General features: G+C 65.3%; 16 protein-coding genes. 8 read left to right on the top strand and 8 right to left on the bottom strand.

Annotated features, from left to right (window positions below):
• The first annotated feature begins 2 nt into the window (after nt 1-2).
• From BCUN_RS01060 to BCUN_RS12690, 4 genes are all read left to right on the top strand, one after another.
• Nucleotides 3-434, top strand: a complete 432-nt coding sequence (locus tag BCUN_RS01060; protein ID WP_033515063.1) for a PH domain-containing protein — start codon at nt 3-5, stop codon at nt 432-434.
• Nucleotides 435-602: 168 nt separating this feature from the next.
• Nucleotides 603-791 (top strand): hypothetical protein, encoded by a 189-nt coding sequence (locus BCUN_RS12065; protein WP_152598020.1) that lies wholly within the window; start codon nt 603-605, stop codon nt 789-791.
• Between the two features lie 201 nt (nt 792-992).
• Nucleotides 993-1,844 (top strand): Abi family protein, encoded by an 852-nt coding sequence (locus BCUN_RS01055; RefSeq protein WP_238552279.1) that lies wholly within the window; start codon nt 993-995, stop codon nt 1,842-1,844.
• A gap of 52 nt (nt 1,845-1,896) precedes the next feature.
• Nucleotides 1,897-2,178: an ImmA/IrrE family metallo-endopeptidase gene (locus BCUN_RS12690; RefSeq protein WP_238552278.1), complete on the top strand. Its 282-nt coding sequence runs from the start codon at nt 1,897-1,899 to the stop codon at nt 2,176-2,178.
• Nucleotides 2,179-2,253: 75 nt separating this feature from the next.
• On the opposite strand, the gene BCUN_RS01045 is transcribed toward BCUN_RS12690, so the two are convergent.
• Together BCUN_RS01045 and BCUN_RS01040 are read right to left on the bottom strand one after the other, a co-directional pair.
• A complete protein-coding gene (locus BCUN_RS01045; protein ID WP_033515059.1) occupies nt 2,254-2,706 on the bottom strand; it encodes a hypothetical protein in 453 nt (150 codons plus the stop codon).
• Nucleotides 2,703-3,245, bottom strand: a complete 543-nt coding sequence (locus BCUN_RS01040; protein ID WP_051920412.1) for an ImmA/IrrE family metallo-endopeptidase — start codon at nt 3,243-3,245, stop codon at nt 2,703-2,705. Before BCUN_RS01040 ends, BCUN_RS01045 begins: the two co-directional genes overlap by 4 nt.
• A gap of 382 nt (nt 3,246-3,627) precedes the next feature.
• Between BCUN_RS01040 and BCUN_RS12060 the strand changes: the two genes are divergently transcribed.
• Nucleotides 3,628-3,783, top strand: a complete 156-nt coding sequence (locus BCUN_RS12060) for a hypothetical protein (protein ID WP_156100103.1) — start codon at nt 3,628-3,630, stop codon at nt 3,781-3,783.
• A complete protein-coding gene (locus BCUN_RS01035) occupies nt 3,780-3,977 on the top strand; it encodes a helix-turn-helix transcriptional regulator (protein ID WP_033515057.1) in 198 nt (65 codons plus the stop codon). The genes BCUN_RS12060 and BCUN_RS01035 overlap by 4 nt, the downstream gene beginning before the upstream one ends.
• A gap of 56 nt (nt 3,978-4,033) precedes the next feature.
• On the opposite strand, the gene BCUN_RS01030 is transcribed toward BCUN_RS01035, so the two are convergent.
• From BCUN_RS01030 to BCUN_RS01015, 4 genes are all read right to left on the bottom strand, one after another.
• Complete coding sequence (locus BCUN_RS01030; RefSeq protein ID WP_033515055.1) at nt 4,034-5,272, bottom strand: site-specific integrase; 1,239 nt, start codon at nt 5,270-5,272, stop codon at nt 4,034-4,036.
• 175 nt (nt 5,273-5,447) lie between these two features.
• Nucleotides 5,448-6,545, bottom strand: a complete 1,098-nt coding sequence (gene ychF, locus BCUN_RS01025) for a redox-regulated ATPase YchF (protein WP_033515053.1) — start codon at nt 6,543-6,545, stop codon at nt 5,448-5,450.
• Nucleotides 6,546-6,629: 84 nt separating this feature from the next.
• On the bottom strand, nt 6,630-7,436 hold the full coding sequence (gene proC, locus BCUN_RS01020; RefSeq protein ID WP_033515051.1) for a pyrroline-5-carboxylate reductase: 807 nt from the start codon (nt 7,434-7,436) through the stop codon (nt 6,630-6,632).
• A gap of 88 nt (nt 7,437-7,524) precedes the next feature.
• Entirely contained in the window at nt 7,525-8,862 is a 1,338-nt protein-coding gene (locus BCUN_RS01015) for an alpha/beta fold hydrolase (RefSeq protein ID WP_033515049.1), read from the bottom strand.
• A 137-nt stretch (nt 8,863-8,999) separates the two neighbouring features.
• On the opposite strand from BCUN_RS01015, the gene BCUN_RS01010 reads away from it, so the two are divergent.
• Together BCUN_RS01010 and BCUN_RS01005 are read left to right on the top strand one after the other, a co-directional pair.
• Nucleotides 9,000-11,537 (top strand): ATP-binding protein, encoded by a 2,538-nt coding sequence (locus BCUN_RS01010; RefSeq protein WP_160257619.1) that lies wholly within the window; start codon nt 9,000-9,002, stop codon nt 11,535-11,537.
• A gap of 61 nt (nt 11,538-11,598) precedes the next feature.
• Nucleotides 11,599-12,297, top strand: a complete 699-nt coding sequence (locus tag BCUN_RS01005) for a response regulator (RefSeq protein ID WP_033515047.1) — start codon at nt 11,599-11,601, stop codon at nt 12,295-12,297.
• A gap of 84 nt (nt 12,298-12,381) precedes the next feature.
• Here BCUN_RS01005 and BCUN_RS01000 read toward each other — a convergent pair whose 3' ends face one another.
• Together BCUN_RS01000 and BCUN_RS00995 are read right to left on the bottom strand one after the other, a co-directional pair.
• Nucleotides 12,382-14,982, bottom strand: a complete 2,601-nt coding sequence (locus BCUN_RS01000) for an ABC transporter permease (RefSeq protein WP_033515046.1) — start codon at nt 14,980-14,982, stop codon at nt 12,382-12,384.
• Nucleotides 14,983-15,031: 49 nt separating this feature from the next.
• Nucleotides 15,032-15,877: an ABC transporter ATP-binding protein gene (locus BCUN_RS00995; protein ID WP_051920409.1), complete on the bottom strand. Its 846-nt coding sequence runs from the start codon at nt 15,875-15,877 to the stop codon at nt 15,032-15,034.
• Nucleotides 15,878-16,037 lie beyond the last annotated feature (160 nt).

Genomic DNA, 16,037 nt, shown 5'->3' with positions numbered 1-16,037 from the left:
CCATGGGTATCCTCAACGCGCTGGCAGGCAACCTACAGCAAGTCAGCAACGAACAGCTACTGCAGCAATTCGGCCCGTTCCTGTTCCAAGGGGAACAGATCCAGAACGGCTACCAGTTGATCCGTGACGCAGTGGTATTCACGAACATGCGGATCATCTTCATCGACCGGCAGGGCGCGACCGGTGCGAAGACACGCTACCGCACCATCCACCTCGACACGATCGTCGACGTGGAAGTCGAGACCGCCGGCGCGATCGCTGACGACAGCGAGATCAACATCACCTACCTCAAGGACGTGTACCAGCGCAAGACCGGTGCCGAAACATTCGGTGAAGTCACGTTGGAATTCCCCCGCAAGTTCGATGTCGCACCCGTCTACCGGCAGCTGGGCGAACTGGCGCTTGCGAACCGACAGCGCATCAATTCAAGGTGACCCCGCCGACCGTCCCGTTCGGCAAAGTCGAACGGGACACCATGGATACCGTAAACCTCCATAAACCACCCCAACCATCCGACAAAACACCCATCCCGCACCATCGTCGGATCGACATCACGAAAAAGGGCACGGATCGTCCGCGCCACCAAAAGAAGGGAGCATGCCATGGGCGGAGTGGAACACGCACCGCAGGGGCAAGGGAACGACACCAACGCGGCATGCAACATCCTCGAAGCAGGCTTGCAACACCTCGTCGGCTTGGACGAAGCCGAACGTGAAACAAGGATATTAGACACCATGAACACCTTGCGTGAACACGGCGCAATCCTTCCGACACGCAAACCTCAACACTAGTAAGTGGTGGAATCCTCGCCGTTCACGGCGAGGAGGACGTCAAGCCATAGGCCGCAAACCGTTGGAACACGCCTTGACTACCCCAATAGGCGGAAAGCAGGTAGCATGATAAACAACCGTAGCCCCCTAGGCCTCCTAACAGTGCCCAACCCAGGGGGTTCTTCTTTACCCGCAGACAAGCCCGCCAGAAGCATCGACGACATGGTTGAGCTACTCCAAGAACGCGGATTGACCATCACCAACGAGGACGCTTTGCGTTCCGCACTGCTCGACAACAATTATTATCGCCTCTCCGGCTACTTCCGCGTCTACCAGATCGATCCTGCACACGGTGACAACAGATTCCACGAAGGCACAAAGGACACCGACTTCCTACTGCCCTACAAGCTGGACAGAGGACTGCGATCCATCATCGTGGATGGCATGGCACGGCTCGAGGTACCGTTGCGTTCACGGTTCGCCTACTATGCCGCACAGAACGGCGGCGCATACACCTACCTGGATGCCGAATCGTATAGAGATCGCAGGGACAAGCATGGGAATCCCCTGCGCGACGGGTTGCTGGAGGAAATAAACAAGTGGCTGCGTCGGTCCAGCGAAGTATGCATCAGGCATTATCGAGCACAGAAACGGTCGATCCCGTTGTGGGCTGCAGTGGAGGCACTTCCGTTCGGCGTTGTCTCGAAGATGATTTCCCTCTATGCGGATACCACAACACTGCATTCCCTATATCACGACATCGAGCTTAACGCCGGGAATAAGGCAAATGCACAGGTCATTCATTCCATGGTGTACCTGAGGAACCTATGCTCACACCACAGCCGTCTATGGAATCGCGAGATGGTGGTCTCCACCCCTGTCCTCAAGCGCATCAAACAAAAATACCCCGATTTTCGTTTCGAGGACCAGTCCGTCGGGTCAATCCTAGTTGCGCAGATGTACCTAGTCGACCAAATCGAAGACGATGACGGTTTCTCCAGGACCGTACGCAACTATCTGGACGCGAACCCCGCATATGCGGAAGGCATTCGCCGCCCGATACATTGGGACTGAGGAGGACACCACGGACGATTACCTGGAATACGAAGCATCCAAATGGGCGCACGTGGACGAGGCACAACTGCAACCCGGCAAGCAGGGCCTGTGGGTGCCAAGGTTCAACCTCATCATCCTCGACGAACACCTCTCCCCCGTCCAGCGGCGTTGTGTCCTGGCGCATGAGATCTCGCACGCCAAACACCGTGACATGGGTTGCCGGTGTGACCGGTGGACGGAGCGGCGTGCGGACATGGAGGCGAGCGCATTGTTGATCGACCCATTAGAGTATGCGTTCGCGGAGTCGGTGTGGGGCAGAACGTGCATGGGATCGCGGTGGAGTTGGGTGTGATGCCGTGGGTGGTGCATGCGTATCGGCAGCGGGTGCATGACGACCCGAGCCTGGCGGTGCTGTAAAGATGCAATACTACTGGTCTTCGGTTTTTCGGTGTCGCTCTGCTTTCTTGTCCCTGTTCTTGTCATGGAAGGGGAACAGGTTCCTGGCGATGACCCACAAGATTCCAATGACTTCTACTAGGCTGGCGCCCAGCCAAGCGACGATGACCTGGGGATAGATGGCGTGGTGTTGGCAGATTTCGGCAATGAGATAGCCGATCATGACCAGGTCGCAGACCGCGAGCTGAGCCCCGACGAATCTCATTGCCCAGTGGACCATCAGCTTTCGCAGACGGTTGTCGTCTTCGGCGCGTTGAGCCTTTGCCGTGTCTCGACGCTGCTTGTTGATGTCATCCGTGGATTCACGGACCGATTCTTCGTCGGCGAGCGCATATTTGGCATCCGGCGCCTGTCGCTTCTGGGCCTTGTCGAATTGGGCGATGGCACGGTCTGCTTCGTTTTGGCGATTCGGATGGTCCGTCATCGTAGCCCGAGGTTCCTGAGTCGGAATTTCAACGCGCTTTGCGAGACGTTGAACTGTCGGGCGATTTCTTCCACGCTCAATCCTTCGGCCCAGAAGCGGGCGACGATGGCGGCCGGCATGAGTAGTGAGGCTGCGAACTTGTTTGCCCACCGTTCCTCGGGGTCAGTGCCCTTGGAGGACAGTTCGTCGCGGTGTTCTACGAGTCCGGCAATCTTGCCGTTCCATTCATCACCTTGGTATTTATGGATGTAATGGCCAATCTCGTGTGCCAGGGTGAACCGCATGCGGTGCTGGTGTTCGCTCGCGTCCACGACGGCGTTGAATGGCCCATTCTCCTCATTCTTGACCAGTAATCCGCTGACGCCTTCCTCGAGGAATAGCGTGGTGAACTTGAGTCCGAGTTGGTTGGCGATATCGATGACATTGACTGGCAGCATGATGCGACGATCTTCGTCTGCCACTGTTTTGAGGAGGAGTTCGGTGGCGGCAGTGCTGGGTGCTTGAGCCGGATTGACGTACGGTTTTTCTTGTCCGTCCATCAGTTTCCTCCTTTCTCGCGTGTTTTTCTTCTCATGATACGAAGTGCGACGACGCATATGCCTGTATTGACTAGATATTGCTTCTTCTCGTGCTCTATGCACTAGATATGCTGAACGCGGCGTGTCGCCTTGCGATATTGTCATCATTTTGTTATGATATATCTGTCAGCGCAAAACAGAAGAGTGAAAGGAGGTGAGGCGGTTGGACTGGGGAATGCTTGCCACCATCATTGCCGCCGCCAGCTTGACAGTCCAGCTCATCGAGTTCGGCATCGAACTTCGTGACCGGCACCGCAAGCCGCGACACAAGAGGTAAAGCGGTAGGGATTGCGAATATCGGTAGTATCCGCAATCCCTACTCCCCAATCATACCGCGCACATCATGGACAAGCACAATCTGGGCGGCATCGCCTGCATGCTCATGGCCATCGCCACCGCCTGCGGAGCCTTTGCCGCGTTCCGCCCCGGCGTCATCGCCACCATGGCCATCGCCACGGGCCTGCTCGGCCTGCTCGCGGGATGGAGGCGCACGCGATGACCGAACGTTACCTGAGCATGACAGAGGTCGCCGCACGCCTGGGCATCACCAAGGGGGCCCTGATGACCTACCGTCTCCCCGAACCCGACGTGATCGTGGGGCATGCCAAGGGATGGAAACCGGAGACCATCGACGCATGGAACGCCGCACGACCCGGTCACGGCGGACGCCCCCGCAAGCACCCCCAGGAATAGGGAAAGCGCCCCGCCCGGCCATGCAGCGGCCGGACGGGGCGCTTGTTCCCGCTGACTCAGTCGTCGATGATCTCCGCTTCGACCGTGTCGCCGCCCAGGTCGGGAATCGCGTCGGCCATGAGCCGGGCGAGGCTGGCGGTGCCGCGATGCGTGTAGCGCAGGGTGACGGCAGGGTCGGTGTGGCCCATGATCGCGATGCGCGCATCGTCCGGCATATCCGCCAGGGCGGTCATGGTCGCCGTCCAATGCCGCGCACTGTACAGCTTCACGTCGGGCAGGCCGGCGGCGGCGAGCGCCTTCTTGAAGTGTCTGCGTTCGTTGCTGCCGGACACGGGGCGTCCCAGGTGGGTGCGGAACACGAGGTCGTGGGCGTCGATGTGCAGGCGGCCGATGCGGGCCCACAGGCGGCTCCACAGGCCTTCAGGCAGGGGGATGAAGCGGTGGGCGGCGCGCGTCTTGGGGGTGGTGAGCCATTGGGTGCCCCAGATGTGGGTGGCGTCGAGCCATTTGGGGATCTCGACACGGCCGGGAGTGCCGAGGTCCTGGAGCTGGTGGCGTACGCTGATGCCGCATGTGCCGTCGCGGGATTCGAGTTCGTCGGGGGTCAGGCCGCGGCGTTCGCCGGGGCGCAGGCCGGTGGTGAATGCGAGTTCGAACAGCAGCGCCCACAGTTCGAGGTCGTCCTGGCTGTCGGCGGGTCCGTGGGTGGCGCGCGGCATGCTGGGCACGGTCTCGATGAGCTGCTTGGGTTGGTCGGCGTCGAGGATGCGGACGGGGTCCTGTTCGACGCGGGGCGGTTTGACTTTCCTGCATGGGTCGAGGGGGATGAGGCCGTCGAGTTCGGCCTGGTCGAGGACCATCTTCAGGCTCACGTAGTGGTCCTTGAGGGTGGTGGGTGCGAGCCGTTCGCCCAAGGCTCGCATGCAGGTGCGGATGTGTTCTGGCGTGAGGTCCTTCAGGCGTACCTGGCCGAGGTGTTCGTTGCAGGCCTTGAGTCGTCCCGCACGGGTGCGGTAGGTGGTGGGTTTGACGCGGGTGGCGTAGTCGGCGAGCCAGCGTTCGACGTAGTCGGCGAGTCTGGGGCTGGTGCCGCCGGCAATCAGCCCTGTGCGTTCGTAGTCGGCGACCTTCTGCTCGAAGCGTTCGCGTGCTTCGCTCTTGGTCTTGCCGCGCGCCTCGATCCGTCGGGTCTTGCCGGTGACGGGGTCGACCCCCATGGACTTGCGGAAATGCCAGGTGCCGTTCTTGTCGCGGAAGACGCCGCCCGCTCCCTTGGTGCGTCGTTTCGTAGCCATGATGCATGCTCCTTTTGCTGTCCGGGAAGTGCACCCTATCGCGCACCCTATGTGCGCCACAACCCGTCCGGAAGCCGCCACGTTCCGCCATTCCGCGAAAACGGGAAAACGGCGCGTCTGCAACGTTCCGACACTCGAAAACCGTTGGAAACACGCCGTTTGCGACTAGCTGCGCTCAGCCTTTCGACACGTTGAACTTGAACTCGACGATGTCGCCGTCCTGCATGACATAATCCTTGCCTTCGAGACGGAGCTTGCCTTCCTCCTTGATTTTCGCCATGGAGCCCTCGGCGGCCACGAAGTCGTCGTAGGAGACGACCTCGGCCTTGATGAAGCCCTTCTCGAAGTCGGTGTGGATCACGCCGGCGGCCTGCGGTGCGGTCCAACCCTGGTGGATCTGCCAGGCACGCACTTCCTTCTCGCCTGCGGTCAGGAAGGTCTGCAGGCCGAGGATGTCGAAGCCGACGCGGGCCAGCTGGTCGAGGCCGGACTCGTCCAGGCCGGCGTCCGCGAGCATCTCGCGCGCGTCCGCCTCGTCGAGCTCGGTGAGCTCGGCCTCGAACTGGGCGTTGAGGAAGATGGCGGGGGCCGGTGCCACGGAGGCGGCGAGCTTCGCCTTGAAGTCCTCGTTGGACAACTCGTTGTCGTCCACGTTGAACACGTAGATGAAGGGCTTGGCGGTGAGCAGATGCAGGTCGAACACGTCGACCTTGTCGATTTCGCCGGCCTGGGCGGCGGCATCGATGGTGCGGCCCGATTCGAGGATCTCCTTGGCCTTCCTGACCGCTTCCAGGTAGGAGGGCTCGATCTTCTTGCCGCGCAGGTCCTTCTCCAGCTTGGGCAGCGCGTTGTCGATGGTCTGCAGGTCCGCGAGGATCAGCTCAGTGTTGATGGTGTCGATGTCGTCCGCCGGGTCGACATGTCCGTTGACATGCACGATGTCGTCGTCCTCGAAGGCGCGCACCACTTCGCAGATGGCGTCCGCCTCGCGGATGTTTGCGAGGAACTTGTTGCCCAGTCCCTCGCCCTCCGAGGCGCCCTTGACGATGCCGGCGATGTCGACGAAGGTGACGGTCGCAGGCACGACCTTCTCGGTGTGCACGAGGTCCGCGAGCACCGGCAGGCGGTCATCGGGCAACGGCACGATGCCGGTGTTCGGTTCGATGGTGGCGAAGGGATAGTTCTCCGCCAGGACGTTGTTGCGGGTGAGTGCGTTGAACATGGTGGACTTGCCCACGTTGGGCAGGCCGACGATTCCGATAGTAAGAGCCATGGCTCACCAGCTTAGCCGCGCGGCTCGTCATGTGCGCCGCAGGGTGACCAAAGTCCTCGGCATACGGCCGCCGGCTACCGCGGCTCAGCCCTGTTCGATGGCGTCCACCGCGCGGATCACCGCGCCGCGGAACGCGCTGTCCTCGAGCGAGGCGACTCCCTTGATGGTGGTGCCGCCGGGCGAGCAGACGGCGTCCTTCATGGCGCCGGGGTGCTCGCCGGTGGCGATGGCCAGCGCGCCGACGCCTTCCACCATCTTCGCGGCCAGCCGGTAGGCGGTGGCGCGCTGCAGTCCGTATTTGACGCCGGCGTCGCCCAGTGCCTCGATGTACATGGCGGTGAAGGCCGGCGCACAGCCTGCCACGCACATGGCGATGCCCATGTGCGCGCTGTCGACGCGTTCGATGAGCGAGATGGAGCCGAACAGCCGCTCGAACAGTGCGTGCTGCCCGTCGGTCAGGCTGTCGACGTCCTCGGTGACGAGGACGCCCTTGCCGACGGCCATGGGCGTGTTCGGGATGGTGCACTGCAGGTGCATCCGCTCCCCTGCCTCGCCGAAGGCCTGCCGGTACGTGTCGAGTGTCCAGCCGGCGGCGATGGACACCACCATCGTGCCGGCGTCGGCCAGGGCGCCTGCCAAGGGCGCGAGCACCGACTCGATCTGGTAGGGCTTGATGGCCACGATGACGACGTCCGCCGCATCGACGACCTCGGCGGCCGACCGCACGGCGCGCACGCCCAGCGCTTCGGCACGTGCCGCGAGCCGATCGTAATGTGCGGCGCAGGCCACGACCTGCGCGCCTTCCACGGCGCCCGCGTCGATCAGGCCCTGCGCGATGGCGCCGCCCATGTTGCCGAAGCCGATGAAACCGATGGTGGGTGATTCGTTCATAGGACTGTCGCTCCTCGTATACGGAAAGGAAGGTTGGATGGTGCACCGCCGAGCATACCAGCGTCGCCCGGCGCATGCGCGCGGCGGCTCACTGCAGCGCGGCCAGGTCGCCGCGGTCGAGCGCCTTGCGGTAGAGATGCGCGAAGACCTTGCCGCCGTGCACGCCGTCGTGCTCGAATTCGTTCGTGGCCCAGTAATGGCTGTTGCCCACATGCGCCAGGGTGTCGAGGCTGAGCGTGCTGTCCACGTACATGTCGTCCACGTAGACGACGGCCTGCAGCGGCACGTCGTTGCGCGCCAGCCGCCCGGCGTCGTAGATCTTCCCGAAGTGCGTGTCCGCCATCATGAGGTCGACGGCCCCGCGGAAGGGTTGCAGGGCGCGCTCCTGCTCGAACATCCAGGGGAAGGCGGCCTCTCCGGTGAACAGGAGCGGCCGGGCGTCGACGCTGAACTGCGGCATGGTGTCGCGTACACGCTGGGCTGCCCAGTCGATGGGACGTTCCAGCTCGCCGTCGGCGTAGATGAATTCCTGCAGCGGCCAGTACAGTGGATGCGAGGCCGTGGCAGTGACGACATCCGCGAGGAAGTCGTCGGCAATCGGGGACGACGCATCCGCGGTGCCGTCGCCGGCGGCGAAGGCACCGTCGAGCAGCCAATGCACGCGTTCGAAGCTCGGTTTCATGCCGAAGGAGGAGCCGAGCGTCTGAAGCCGCTCCACCGTGAGGGGGTCGCCGTTGGGCAGTTGCTCGCCGCCGTCGGCGAGCTTGTCCGCGAGCGCGGCGACACGTGCGCGGTCCTGCGGGTAGCGTGCGTAGAACCGTTCGGTCTTGGCCTGCATGCGCGGGAAGGTGTGCTCGTACACTTCGGTGGCGTCCGCAGGTACGTGCGGAATGCCGCCGGTGGTGAAGGCGGCGGCGATGGCGTCGGGGAACAGGGAGAGGTAGCTCAGGGTGAGGAAGCCGCCGTAGCTCTGGCCGAGGGTCACCCACTGCCGTCCCGCGAACTGCGTGCGCCGCAGGTGTTCGAAGTCGCGCACGATGGAGTCGGCGAGGAAGCGTTTGAGGTACCAGGCGCCTTCCCGTGCCTCCATGGCGCCGATGAGGGAACCGTCGACGTGGCTGGAACGGCCGGTGCCGCGTTGGTCGGGCAGGATGAGGCGGAAGTGCTTGACGGCTTCGGCGATCCAGCCGTCGGAGTCGGGGCTGAGCGGCCGCGGCGAGGCGCCGCCGGGGCCGCCCTGCAGGAACAGCAGCAGCGGCAGGTCGTCGTGGATGCGGTCGGGGGCGCACACCTCGCGGTAGAACAGGGCGAGGTGGCGGCCGTCGAAGCCTTGGCCGGGCACGTGGCCGTGCCAGTCAAGGGGCACTTCGATGGAATGGTCCTGGACGTAGAGTCCCGGCACGTAGTAGTCGGCGAGCATGGCCATGGTCGTTCCTCCCTGGGGCAGATGCGGGTACGGCGTCGTTGGGACCATTCCAGTCCGGCGTGCCGACAGCGGCATGCGGCAGGGTTCATCCTCATGGCCGATGCCGTGGGGCGGCGCACCCGGGTATGCTCGTGCGCATGATCCCTTCACGCTTGTCCCGGCTGTACGCATGGATGGGGCGCCACCGCACGGTGCTCGTCGACGGCGTGGTGGCCTTGGCGCTCATGGGCCTGTGGGCGCTGTACGGACCGGGTTTCCTCAACGAGACGGGCCTGCTGTTCTCCTGGCCGTCGCATGCCACGATGGCATGGTCGATCCTGCTGACCGCCCCGTACGCGCTGCACCGGGTGCGGCCGCGTCTGGCGGTGCGCCTGTTCCTCGTCGTGGCGGTGGCGCAGCTGGTGGTGGGCCCTTCGTTGGCCGTCGCGGACGTCATGGCACTGCCCATGCTGTACGCGGCCCTGGTCTACGGCCCGGTGGCGCTGACACGGCGCTACCTGCTGTGGGCGGTCGTGCTGGATGCCGTCGCCTCCCTGGAAGTCGCCATGTCGAATTTCATGACGCCGCTGTCCGACTTCCTGCGCGGCCTGCATGACGGCATGGGCACCGTGTCCTCGTGCGGCTGGAACGCCGATGGCCTGGTGGTCACCTCGGGGTGCGCCGTCAATGTCGTGGCGGAATTCCTGGGCATGGCCGTGTTCTTCGGCATCGCGCTGACCATGGTCGCCGTGGCGGCGTTCTGGCAGCGCGCACGCCGGCAGACGGTGCTCCTGCTCACGCAGCGCAACGAGGCGATCGAGGCGCGCCAGGCCGAGGAACGGCGCATCGCCGCCTCCGCGGAACGTGCGCGCATTGCCCGGGACATGCACGACGTGGTGGCGCACACCCTGTCGATCATCATCGTGCAGGCGGACGGCGGCCGCTACGCCACGGTGCATGACCCGCAGATGGCCTGCGAGACGATGGAGACCATCCGCAGCGAGTCCGAGCATGCCCTGCACGACATGAAGCGGCTGCTCGGCGTCTTCGGCGGCTCCCCGCGCGCTGGCGCCGCGCAGTTGCCGCTCCTGCTCGACCAGGCACGGCAGGCGTCGCCGGACACGGCGTTCTCGCACGAGGCGGAGGGCACCCCGCAGCCGCAGCGCCTGTCGCAGGAGGCGGACACGGCGCTCTACCACGTGGTGCAGGAGGCGCTGACGAACATACGCAAGTATGCCGGCCGCCACGTGTATGTGCAGGTCCGTGAATGCTGGGACGACGTCGGCGTGACCGTCACCGTGGCGGACGACGGCCGGGGGGCCGCGGCCGCGCTGGACGGCCACTCCCCCGGCTTCGGGCTGGCCGGCATGCGTGAACGCGTGGAGGCCGCCGGTGGCACCGTCGCAGCCGGCCCGGCCATCGGCGGCGGCTTCACGGTGACGGCGCACCTGCCCTACGGCAGCGACGAACCGGGGCGTGCACGAGCTGTCGCACCATCCCCCGCCGCGGTATCCGCCCCCGTTGCGGACCGTCAGCAGGAAGCAGTGGCTGACGATCCCGTTGCCGCTGCCGCCACGGACGACGATGCCGCCGCACCGCAGGTCCGGCAGGAGGCGGCATCGCCTCAGGAGGAACACCGCTGGACCCAATGGGTGGCCCAGCTGCGCTCGCAGCCTTTTGCTCAGGCACGCGACGACGACCATGACAACTGGGTCACGCGCCTGTCGCGGTGGACGGAACGGCACTATGTCCTTGCCGATACGATCATGGTGGCGTTCCTGACGGCGTTCCTGCTGGTCCACGACCTGTCCCTGTTCCTGGTCGTGGACCCGGACCAGGCATCTGGCCAGGGGCGGTGGATGGTGGCCGTCACGCTGCTGCTCATGGCGCCGCTGTGCCTGCGCCGCCGGTTCCCCCGTGCCGTGGCCGTCTGCTTCGCCGCCGTGGTCGCGCTCCAGCTGCTGGTGCTGCCGGGCGTGTACACCGCGGACGTCTTTGCGCTGCTGGCGATCTATACTGCGTCCCTCTACGGGCGCGGCCGCACCTGGCGTTGGCTCGTGCCGACCATCCTGGCCCTGTCCGCGTTGACCGGCGTGAAGGTGGCCCTGTCCGAATACGGCTATGCCACCGTCCTGGACCGTCTGCTGGGGCGTCGCTTCGCGTCCGTACTCTACGACCACGTGGACATGCAGGCGTACATGGATGCGGCCATGGCGAGGAATTCGGGCATTTCGATCGGCCTGGCGGCCGCCATGGCGTGCATGATCGCGTTGCTGCTGGGCGCCTGGGCGAAGCAGCGCGGCGAGAACCCGCAGATCCTGCAGGCACGCGCCGAAGCCATGCAGGCCGAAGTCGACAAGCAGCGCATCGCCGCCGCCAACCGCGAACGCGACCGCATCAGTGCCGAGATCCAGCAGGAGGTGAGCGACACCCTGCGCATGGTCATCGACCAGACCAGCGCGGAGCTGGAGGAGATCCACGGGCAGCTGGGCCGGGGGCGCACGCCGACGCCGGAGTCGATCGGCGACGCCTTCGCCGCCATCGCCGCACGCGGCCGTGCCGCGTTGGCCCGGATGCGCACCCTGCTCAAGGTGCTGCGCGAGACCGGCACCAGCGACGACCATGAGGACACGGACCGTCACCTGACGATGCCCCTGTCCCCGGTCGCGGGTACCCGGGACACTGCCGACCGCTGAGCGGGACGTGGCCCGTGGGCGGCCATGGCGCCGATGGCGGGGTGCAGCTACAGTGGAGGGCATGGACGAGACTGCCAACGAACGTATCCGCGTGGTGATCGCCGACGACCAGGAACTGGTGCGCGCCGGCTTCACCATGGTCATCAATTCACAGCCCGACATGCAGGTGGTGGGGCACGCCTCCAACGGCGAGCAGGCGATCGCGCAAGTGGAGCGTCTGCATCCCGACATCGTGCTCATGGACGTGCGCATGCCGGGCATGGATGGCATCGCCGCCACCGGGCACATCACGCGTCAGGGAGACGGCGGGCGTCCCACGCGGGTGATCATCCTGACCACCTTCGACCTCGACGAGTATGTGATGGCCGCAATCAAGGCCGGTGCCTCGGGGTTCCTGCTCAAGGACACCGAGCCCGAGACCCTGCTCAACTCGATTCGCACGGTGCGGCAGGGCAATGCCATCATCGCGCCGACGGCCACGAAGCGGCTCATCGAGAACATGATGCGGCCCGGCTTCGCGGCCCCCGACCAGGCACCCCGGGACAGCGGGTACCGGGACCCGGAGCTGGAGTCGCTCACGGAACGCGAACGCGAGGTGCTCGTCGAGATTGCGCATGGCCTGTCGAATCAGGAGATTGCCGACAAGCTGTTCATTTCCCTGCCCACGGTCAAGACACATGTGGCGCACATCCTGGCGAAGATCAATGCCAGGGACCGGGTGCAGGCAGTGGTCTTCGCCTACGAGAACCACCTGGTGTAGCCGGCATGGAAACGGCCGAGGGGCCGCACGGACTTGAGGTCCGTGCGGCCCCTCGGCCGTCGTGCCTGGGATGTGGCTGCACCGTCAGCTTTCCGCCAATGCCTCCACGGGCGGGGTGCGTACTGCACGGCGCGCCGGGAAGACGCTGGCCAGCAGGGCGCAGGCGATGGACAGCAGCAGGATGATGCCGTAGGTGGTCCAATCGATGGCATACACCACTTCGCCAATCTGGGTCATCACCAAGGTGATGCCGACCCAGCCGAAGAGGGTGCCCAGCACCATGCCGACCACGCTGGAGACGGTGGCGATGACGAGCGCCTCGATGCACAGCGAGGCGCGCAGCTGGCCACGGGTCATGCCGATGGCGCGCAGGGTCGCGGATTCGCGGGTGCGTTCGATCACGGACAGGCTCAGCGTGTTGGCCACGCCGATCACCGCGATGATCACGGCGACCGCCAGGAGTGCGACCAGGAGGGTGAGCATCATGTTGACCATGCTTTCCCACTGCTGGCGTTCCAGGATGGGGCCGCCCAGGTTGACGCCCGGGTAGGCTTCGAATGCCTTGGTCAGCCCGTCGACGGTCTGGGACAGCGTGGCGGAGGCAGTATCCACCTTGAGGAGCATCATGGCGGACTCGGCCTGGAAGGTGCCGTTCTCGAAGAGCTCCTGGTTGACGAAGGCGGCGGCATTGCCATCGGTGACGCTCCTGAAGTCACGCTGTTCCACGTGCAGGTCGGCGTGGCCGGCGTCGACGGTGGTGCCGTCGTCGTCCGCGGTCGTCTCGGTCACATCGACGGTGTCGGAGAAGTTGAGCTGCCGTCCCGTTGCCGGGTCGTAGCGTTGCACGACCACGTCATGCTCCCCCAGCGTCACGTCGCCGAGGTCCGTGTTCAGCACGGAGCACAGCGCCTGGCCGTCGGGCACGCCGATGATGGTCGCCTGGATTTCCTTGCCGTCCGCGTCGGTGAGATGGCCTGATGCGACGGGTGCGGTGATGCTGTGTTCCACGCCCTTCAAGGCGGCGACCTGCGTCTGCACGGAGGCAGGGATGTTCTCCGCCGTGACGACGACGTCCACGCTGTAGCGGGTATCGAGTGTCTTGGCCATGGTGGCCTTCGCATCCGTGGCGCCGGTGGCGAGGGTGCTGATGAGCGTGACGCCGATGAGCAGCGCGGTGCCGGTGGCGGCCACGCGGCGCGGGTTCTTCTGGATGTTGGCGTCCGCCAGCTTGGCGGACGGTCCGCACAGGGCCGCCAGTGCGCCGACGCCGCGCATGAGCCAGGGCATCCAGAACAGTGCGGTCAGCGCCGCCCCCAGGAAGGCCATGGCGCAGCCGAGGATACCGGCGAGCAGTGCCATGTCCGCCTTGCGCTCGTTGATGAGGAGGGCGAGCACTGCCAGGCCGGTGCCGCCGACGAGGCACAGCAGGCCGATGACGGCCCTGCCGATCCTCGACTTGCGCTGGTTGGACAGTTCGAGGGGCCGCAGCGCCTCGAGCGGCGCAACGCCGGTCGCCATGCGTGCGGCGCCCATGGAGGCGAGGACCGTCATGGCGATGCCGAAGAGCATGGGCAGGGCGACCACCTGCCAGGTGAACACCAGCGGCATGTGGATGCTGTTTCCTTCCACACCCAGCCCTGCCGCCGAGGTGGCCGCCATGAGCCCGATGCCGGCAGCGACACCCAGCAGGGAGGCGACGGCGCTCAGCAGGAAGGCTTCCTGGAGCACCGAGGCGTACAGCTGGCGCTTGGTGGCGCCGATGGTGCGCAGCAGGGCGAGGGTGCGGCGTCGCTGGGCGATGAGGACCTGGAAGGTGTTGGCGATGACCAGGGCGGCCACCACGAGGGCGAGGACGCCGAAGGCGAGCAGGAAGTTGCGGGTGATGTCCGAGTCGTTGCCCATGGCCTCGATGATCTCCTGTGCCATCTCGGCGCGCGACCTCACTTCGAAGCCCTTCGGCAGGTCCGCCCTGATGGCCGCCAGGGCACTGTCCGCCTTGCCGTCGTCGAGGAGCAGGTAGACCGAGCCGACCGTCAGGTCATCCACCGAAGGAACGTCCGACAGGGCCGCGATCACGTCGTCGGAGGCAATGGTGGCGCCGCCGTAATAGCTGAAGGCGCCCGACGGGTCGGCGGTGAAGCCCACGACGCGCACGTCGAGGCCTTCACCGCCGGTGCTGCCGCCGGACATCTGCGAGAGCAGGCGCATGGTGTCGCCTACGTGCACGCCCCACTCCGCGGCGGTCTTGGCGGGAATGGCCACCTCATCCGTGGCGTCCGGCTTCGGCGCCGCGCCCTCGGTGACCTCGACCGGCAGGAGCGTTGCGTCCGAGGCGGTGGCAATTACGGCTTCGGACACATTGCGCTCGCCCATGCTCAGGGTGACGGAACGCTGGATGTCGGGGCGGACGGCCTCGACGCCGTCGATGGCCTCGATCCGGTCCATGCCGAGCTTGCCGTAAGGGGTGTCGTAGGCCTGGTCGGCGTCGGGCGAGGTGCCGTCGACGGCGATGACGTAGTTGGAGTCGCCGAACTGGGCGGTGACCTGGTCGCGCATGGACTTGCCCATGGCGTTGGAGAACAGCAGGGTCGCCGCGATGAAGGCGGTGCCGATGAGGATCGCGATGCCTGCGGGGATGAGCATGCGCAGGTTCTTCCTCATCATTTGCTTGGTGATTGACCACATGATCAGTGTTTCCCTCTTGTCGTGCTTGCGGTGCGGTTCGTCGGACGTGTCATGCCTGGTATCCGGCTGTCCACTGTGCCTTGCGCGGCGGCAGCGGCACCTTGCCGCCGGCCTGCGTGGCACGTGCCCGTTCCTGCATGAGCAGTTCGCTCATCCGTTCGGCGGTGGGGTTGTCGACGTCCGCGGCGATCCGACCGTCGGAGAAGACGATGGCGCGGTCCGCGTAGGAGGCGGCCATCGGGTCGTGGGTGACCATGACGACGGTCTGGCCGAGTTCCTTGACCGAGTTGCGCAGGAAGCCGAGTACTTCGGCGCTGGCCACCGAATCGAGGGCGCCGGTCGGCTCGTCGGCGAAGACGAGTGCCGGCTTACCGATGAGTGCGCGGGCGATGGCCACGCGTTGCTGCTGGCCGCCCGACAGTTCGTTGGGGCGGTGCTCGAGGCGGTCCGTGATGCCGAGCGTACCGACCAGCAGGTCGAACCAGGCCCGGTCGGGCTTGTCCCCGGCCAGGGTGAGGGGCATGAGGATGTTCTGGCGGGCGCTGAACATGGGCAGCAGGTTGAAGCTCTGGAAGATGAAGCCGATGCCGTGGCGGCGCAGCAGGGTGAGTTCCTTGTCCCCCATGCCCGTCAGGTCATGGCCCTGGAAGAGGACGTGGCCCGAAGTGGCCTTGTCCAGTCCGGACATGGTATGCATGAGCGTGGACTTGCCCGAGCCCGAAGGGCCCATGATGGCGGTGAAACGGCCTTGTTCGAAGGCGATGTTCACGCCGCGCAGGGCATGGACCTCGCTGTCTCCCGTGCCGTAGTCCTTCACCAGGTCGACGGCTTCGATCGCTGCAGGAGCCCCCTGGTCGACGTGGGGGTGCGGGGTGGGCTGGGACGCATCAGACATGCTGGTTCCTTTCCTCATGTGTCGGTCCCGTGGGGCGGCCCACGGGATTGCCTGATGGTTCCACCTTAGGAAAGGGCGACGTGGGGCGGCATCGTGCGCCGGATGGATACGGCGAGGGGCCCTCATCCTTGAGGATGAGGGCCCCTCGCCGCGCGGAACC

Source organism: Bifidobacterium cuniculi, from assembly GCF_000741575.1.
Classification (GTDB): Bacteria; Actinomycetota; Actinomycetes; order Actinomycetales; family Bifidobacteriaceae; genus Bifidobacterium; species Bifidobacterium cuniculi.
The sequence above is the reverse complement of the archived record's forward strand: the minus strand, read 5'-3'. Positions and strand labels throughout refer to the sequence as shown.

What these genes read in the sequence shown, in the direction of transcription:
- BCUN_RS01060 (WP_033515063.1), top strand. Translation starts at nt 3, where the DNA reads ATGGGTATCCTCAACGCGCTGGCAGGCAACCTACAGCAAGTCAGCAAC.
- BCUN_RS12065 (WP_152598020.1), top strand. Translation starts at nt 603, where the DNA reads ATGGGCGGAGTGGAACACGCACCGCAGGGGCAAGGGAACGACACCAAC.
- BCUN_RS01055 (WP_238552279.1), top strand. Translation starts at nt 993, where the DNA reads ATGGTTGAGCTACTCCAAGAACGCGGATTGACCATCACCAACGAGGAC.
- BCUN_RS01045 (WP_033515059.1), bottom strand. Translation starts at nt 2,706, where the DNA reads ATGACGGACCATCCGAATCGCCAAAACGAAGCAGACCGTGCCATCGCC.
- BCUN_RS01040 (WP_051920412.1), bottom strand. Translation starts at nt 3,245, where the DNA reads ATGGACGGACAAGAAAAACCGTACGTCAATCCGGCTCAAGCACCCAGC.
- BCUN_RS12060 (WP_156100103.1), top strand. Translation starts at nt 3,628, where the DNA reads ATGGACAAGCACAATCTGGGCGGCATCGCCTGCATGCTCATGGCCATC.
- BCUN_RS01035 (WP_033515057.1), top strand. Translation starts at nt 3,780, where the DNA reads ATGACCGAACGTTACCTGAGCATGACAGAGGTCGCCGCACGCCTGGGC.
- BCUN_RS01030 (WP_033515055.1), bottom strand. Translation starts at nt 5,272, where the DNA reads ATGGCTACGAAACGACGCACCAAGGGAGCGGGCGGCGTCTTCCGCGAC.
- ychF (WP_033515053.1), bottom strand. Translation starts at nt 6,545, where the DNA reads ATGGCTCTTACTATCGGAATCGTCGGCCTGCCCAACGTGGGCAAGTCC.
- proC (WP_033515051.1), bottom strand. Translation starts at nt 7,436, where the DNA reads ATGAACGAATCACCCACCATCGGTTTCATCGGCTTCGGCAACATGGGC.
- BCUN_RS01015 (WP_033515049.1), bottom strand. Translation starts at nt 8,862, where the DNA reads ATGGCCATGCTCGCCGACTACTACGTGCCGGGACTCTACGTCCAGGAC.
- BCUN_RS01010 (WP_160257619.1), top strand. Translation starts at nt 9,000, where the DNA reads ATGATCCCTTCACGCTTGTCCCGGCTGTACGCATGGATGGGGCGCCAC.
- BCUN_RS01005 (WP_033515047.1), top strand. Translation starts at nt 11,599, where the DNA reads ATGGACGAGACTGCCAACGAACGTATCCGCGTGGTGATCGCCGACGAC.
- BCUN_RS01000 (WP_033515046.1), bottom strand. Translation starts at nt 14,982, where the DNA reads ATGTGGTCAATCACCAAGCAAATGATGAGGAAGAACCTGCGCATGCTC.
- BCUN_RS00995 (WP_051920409.1), bottom strand. Translation starts at nt 15,877, where the DNA reads ATGTCTGATGCGTCCCAGCCCACCCCGCACCCCCACGTCGACCAGGGG.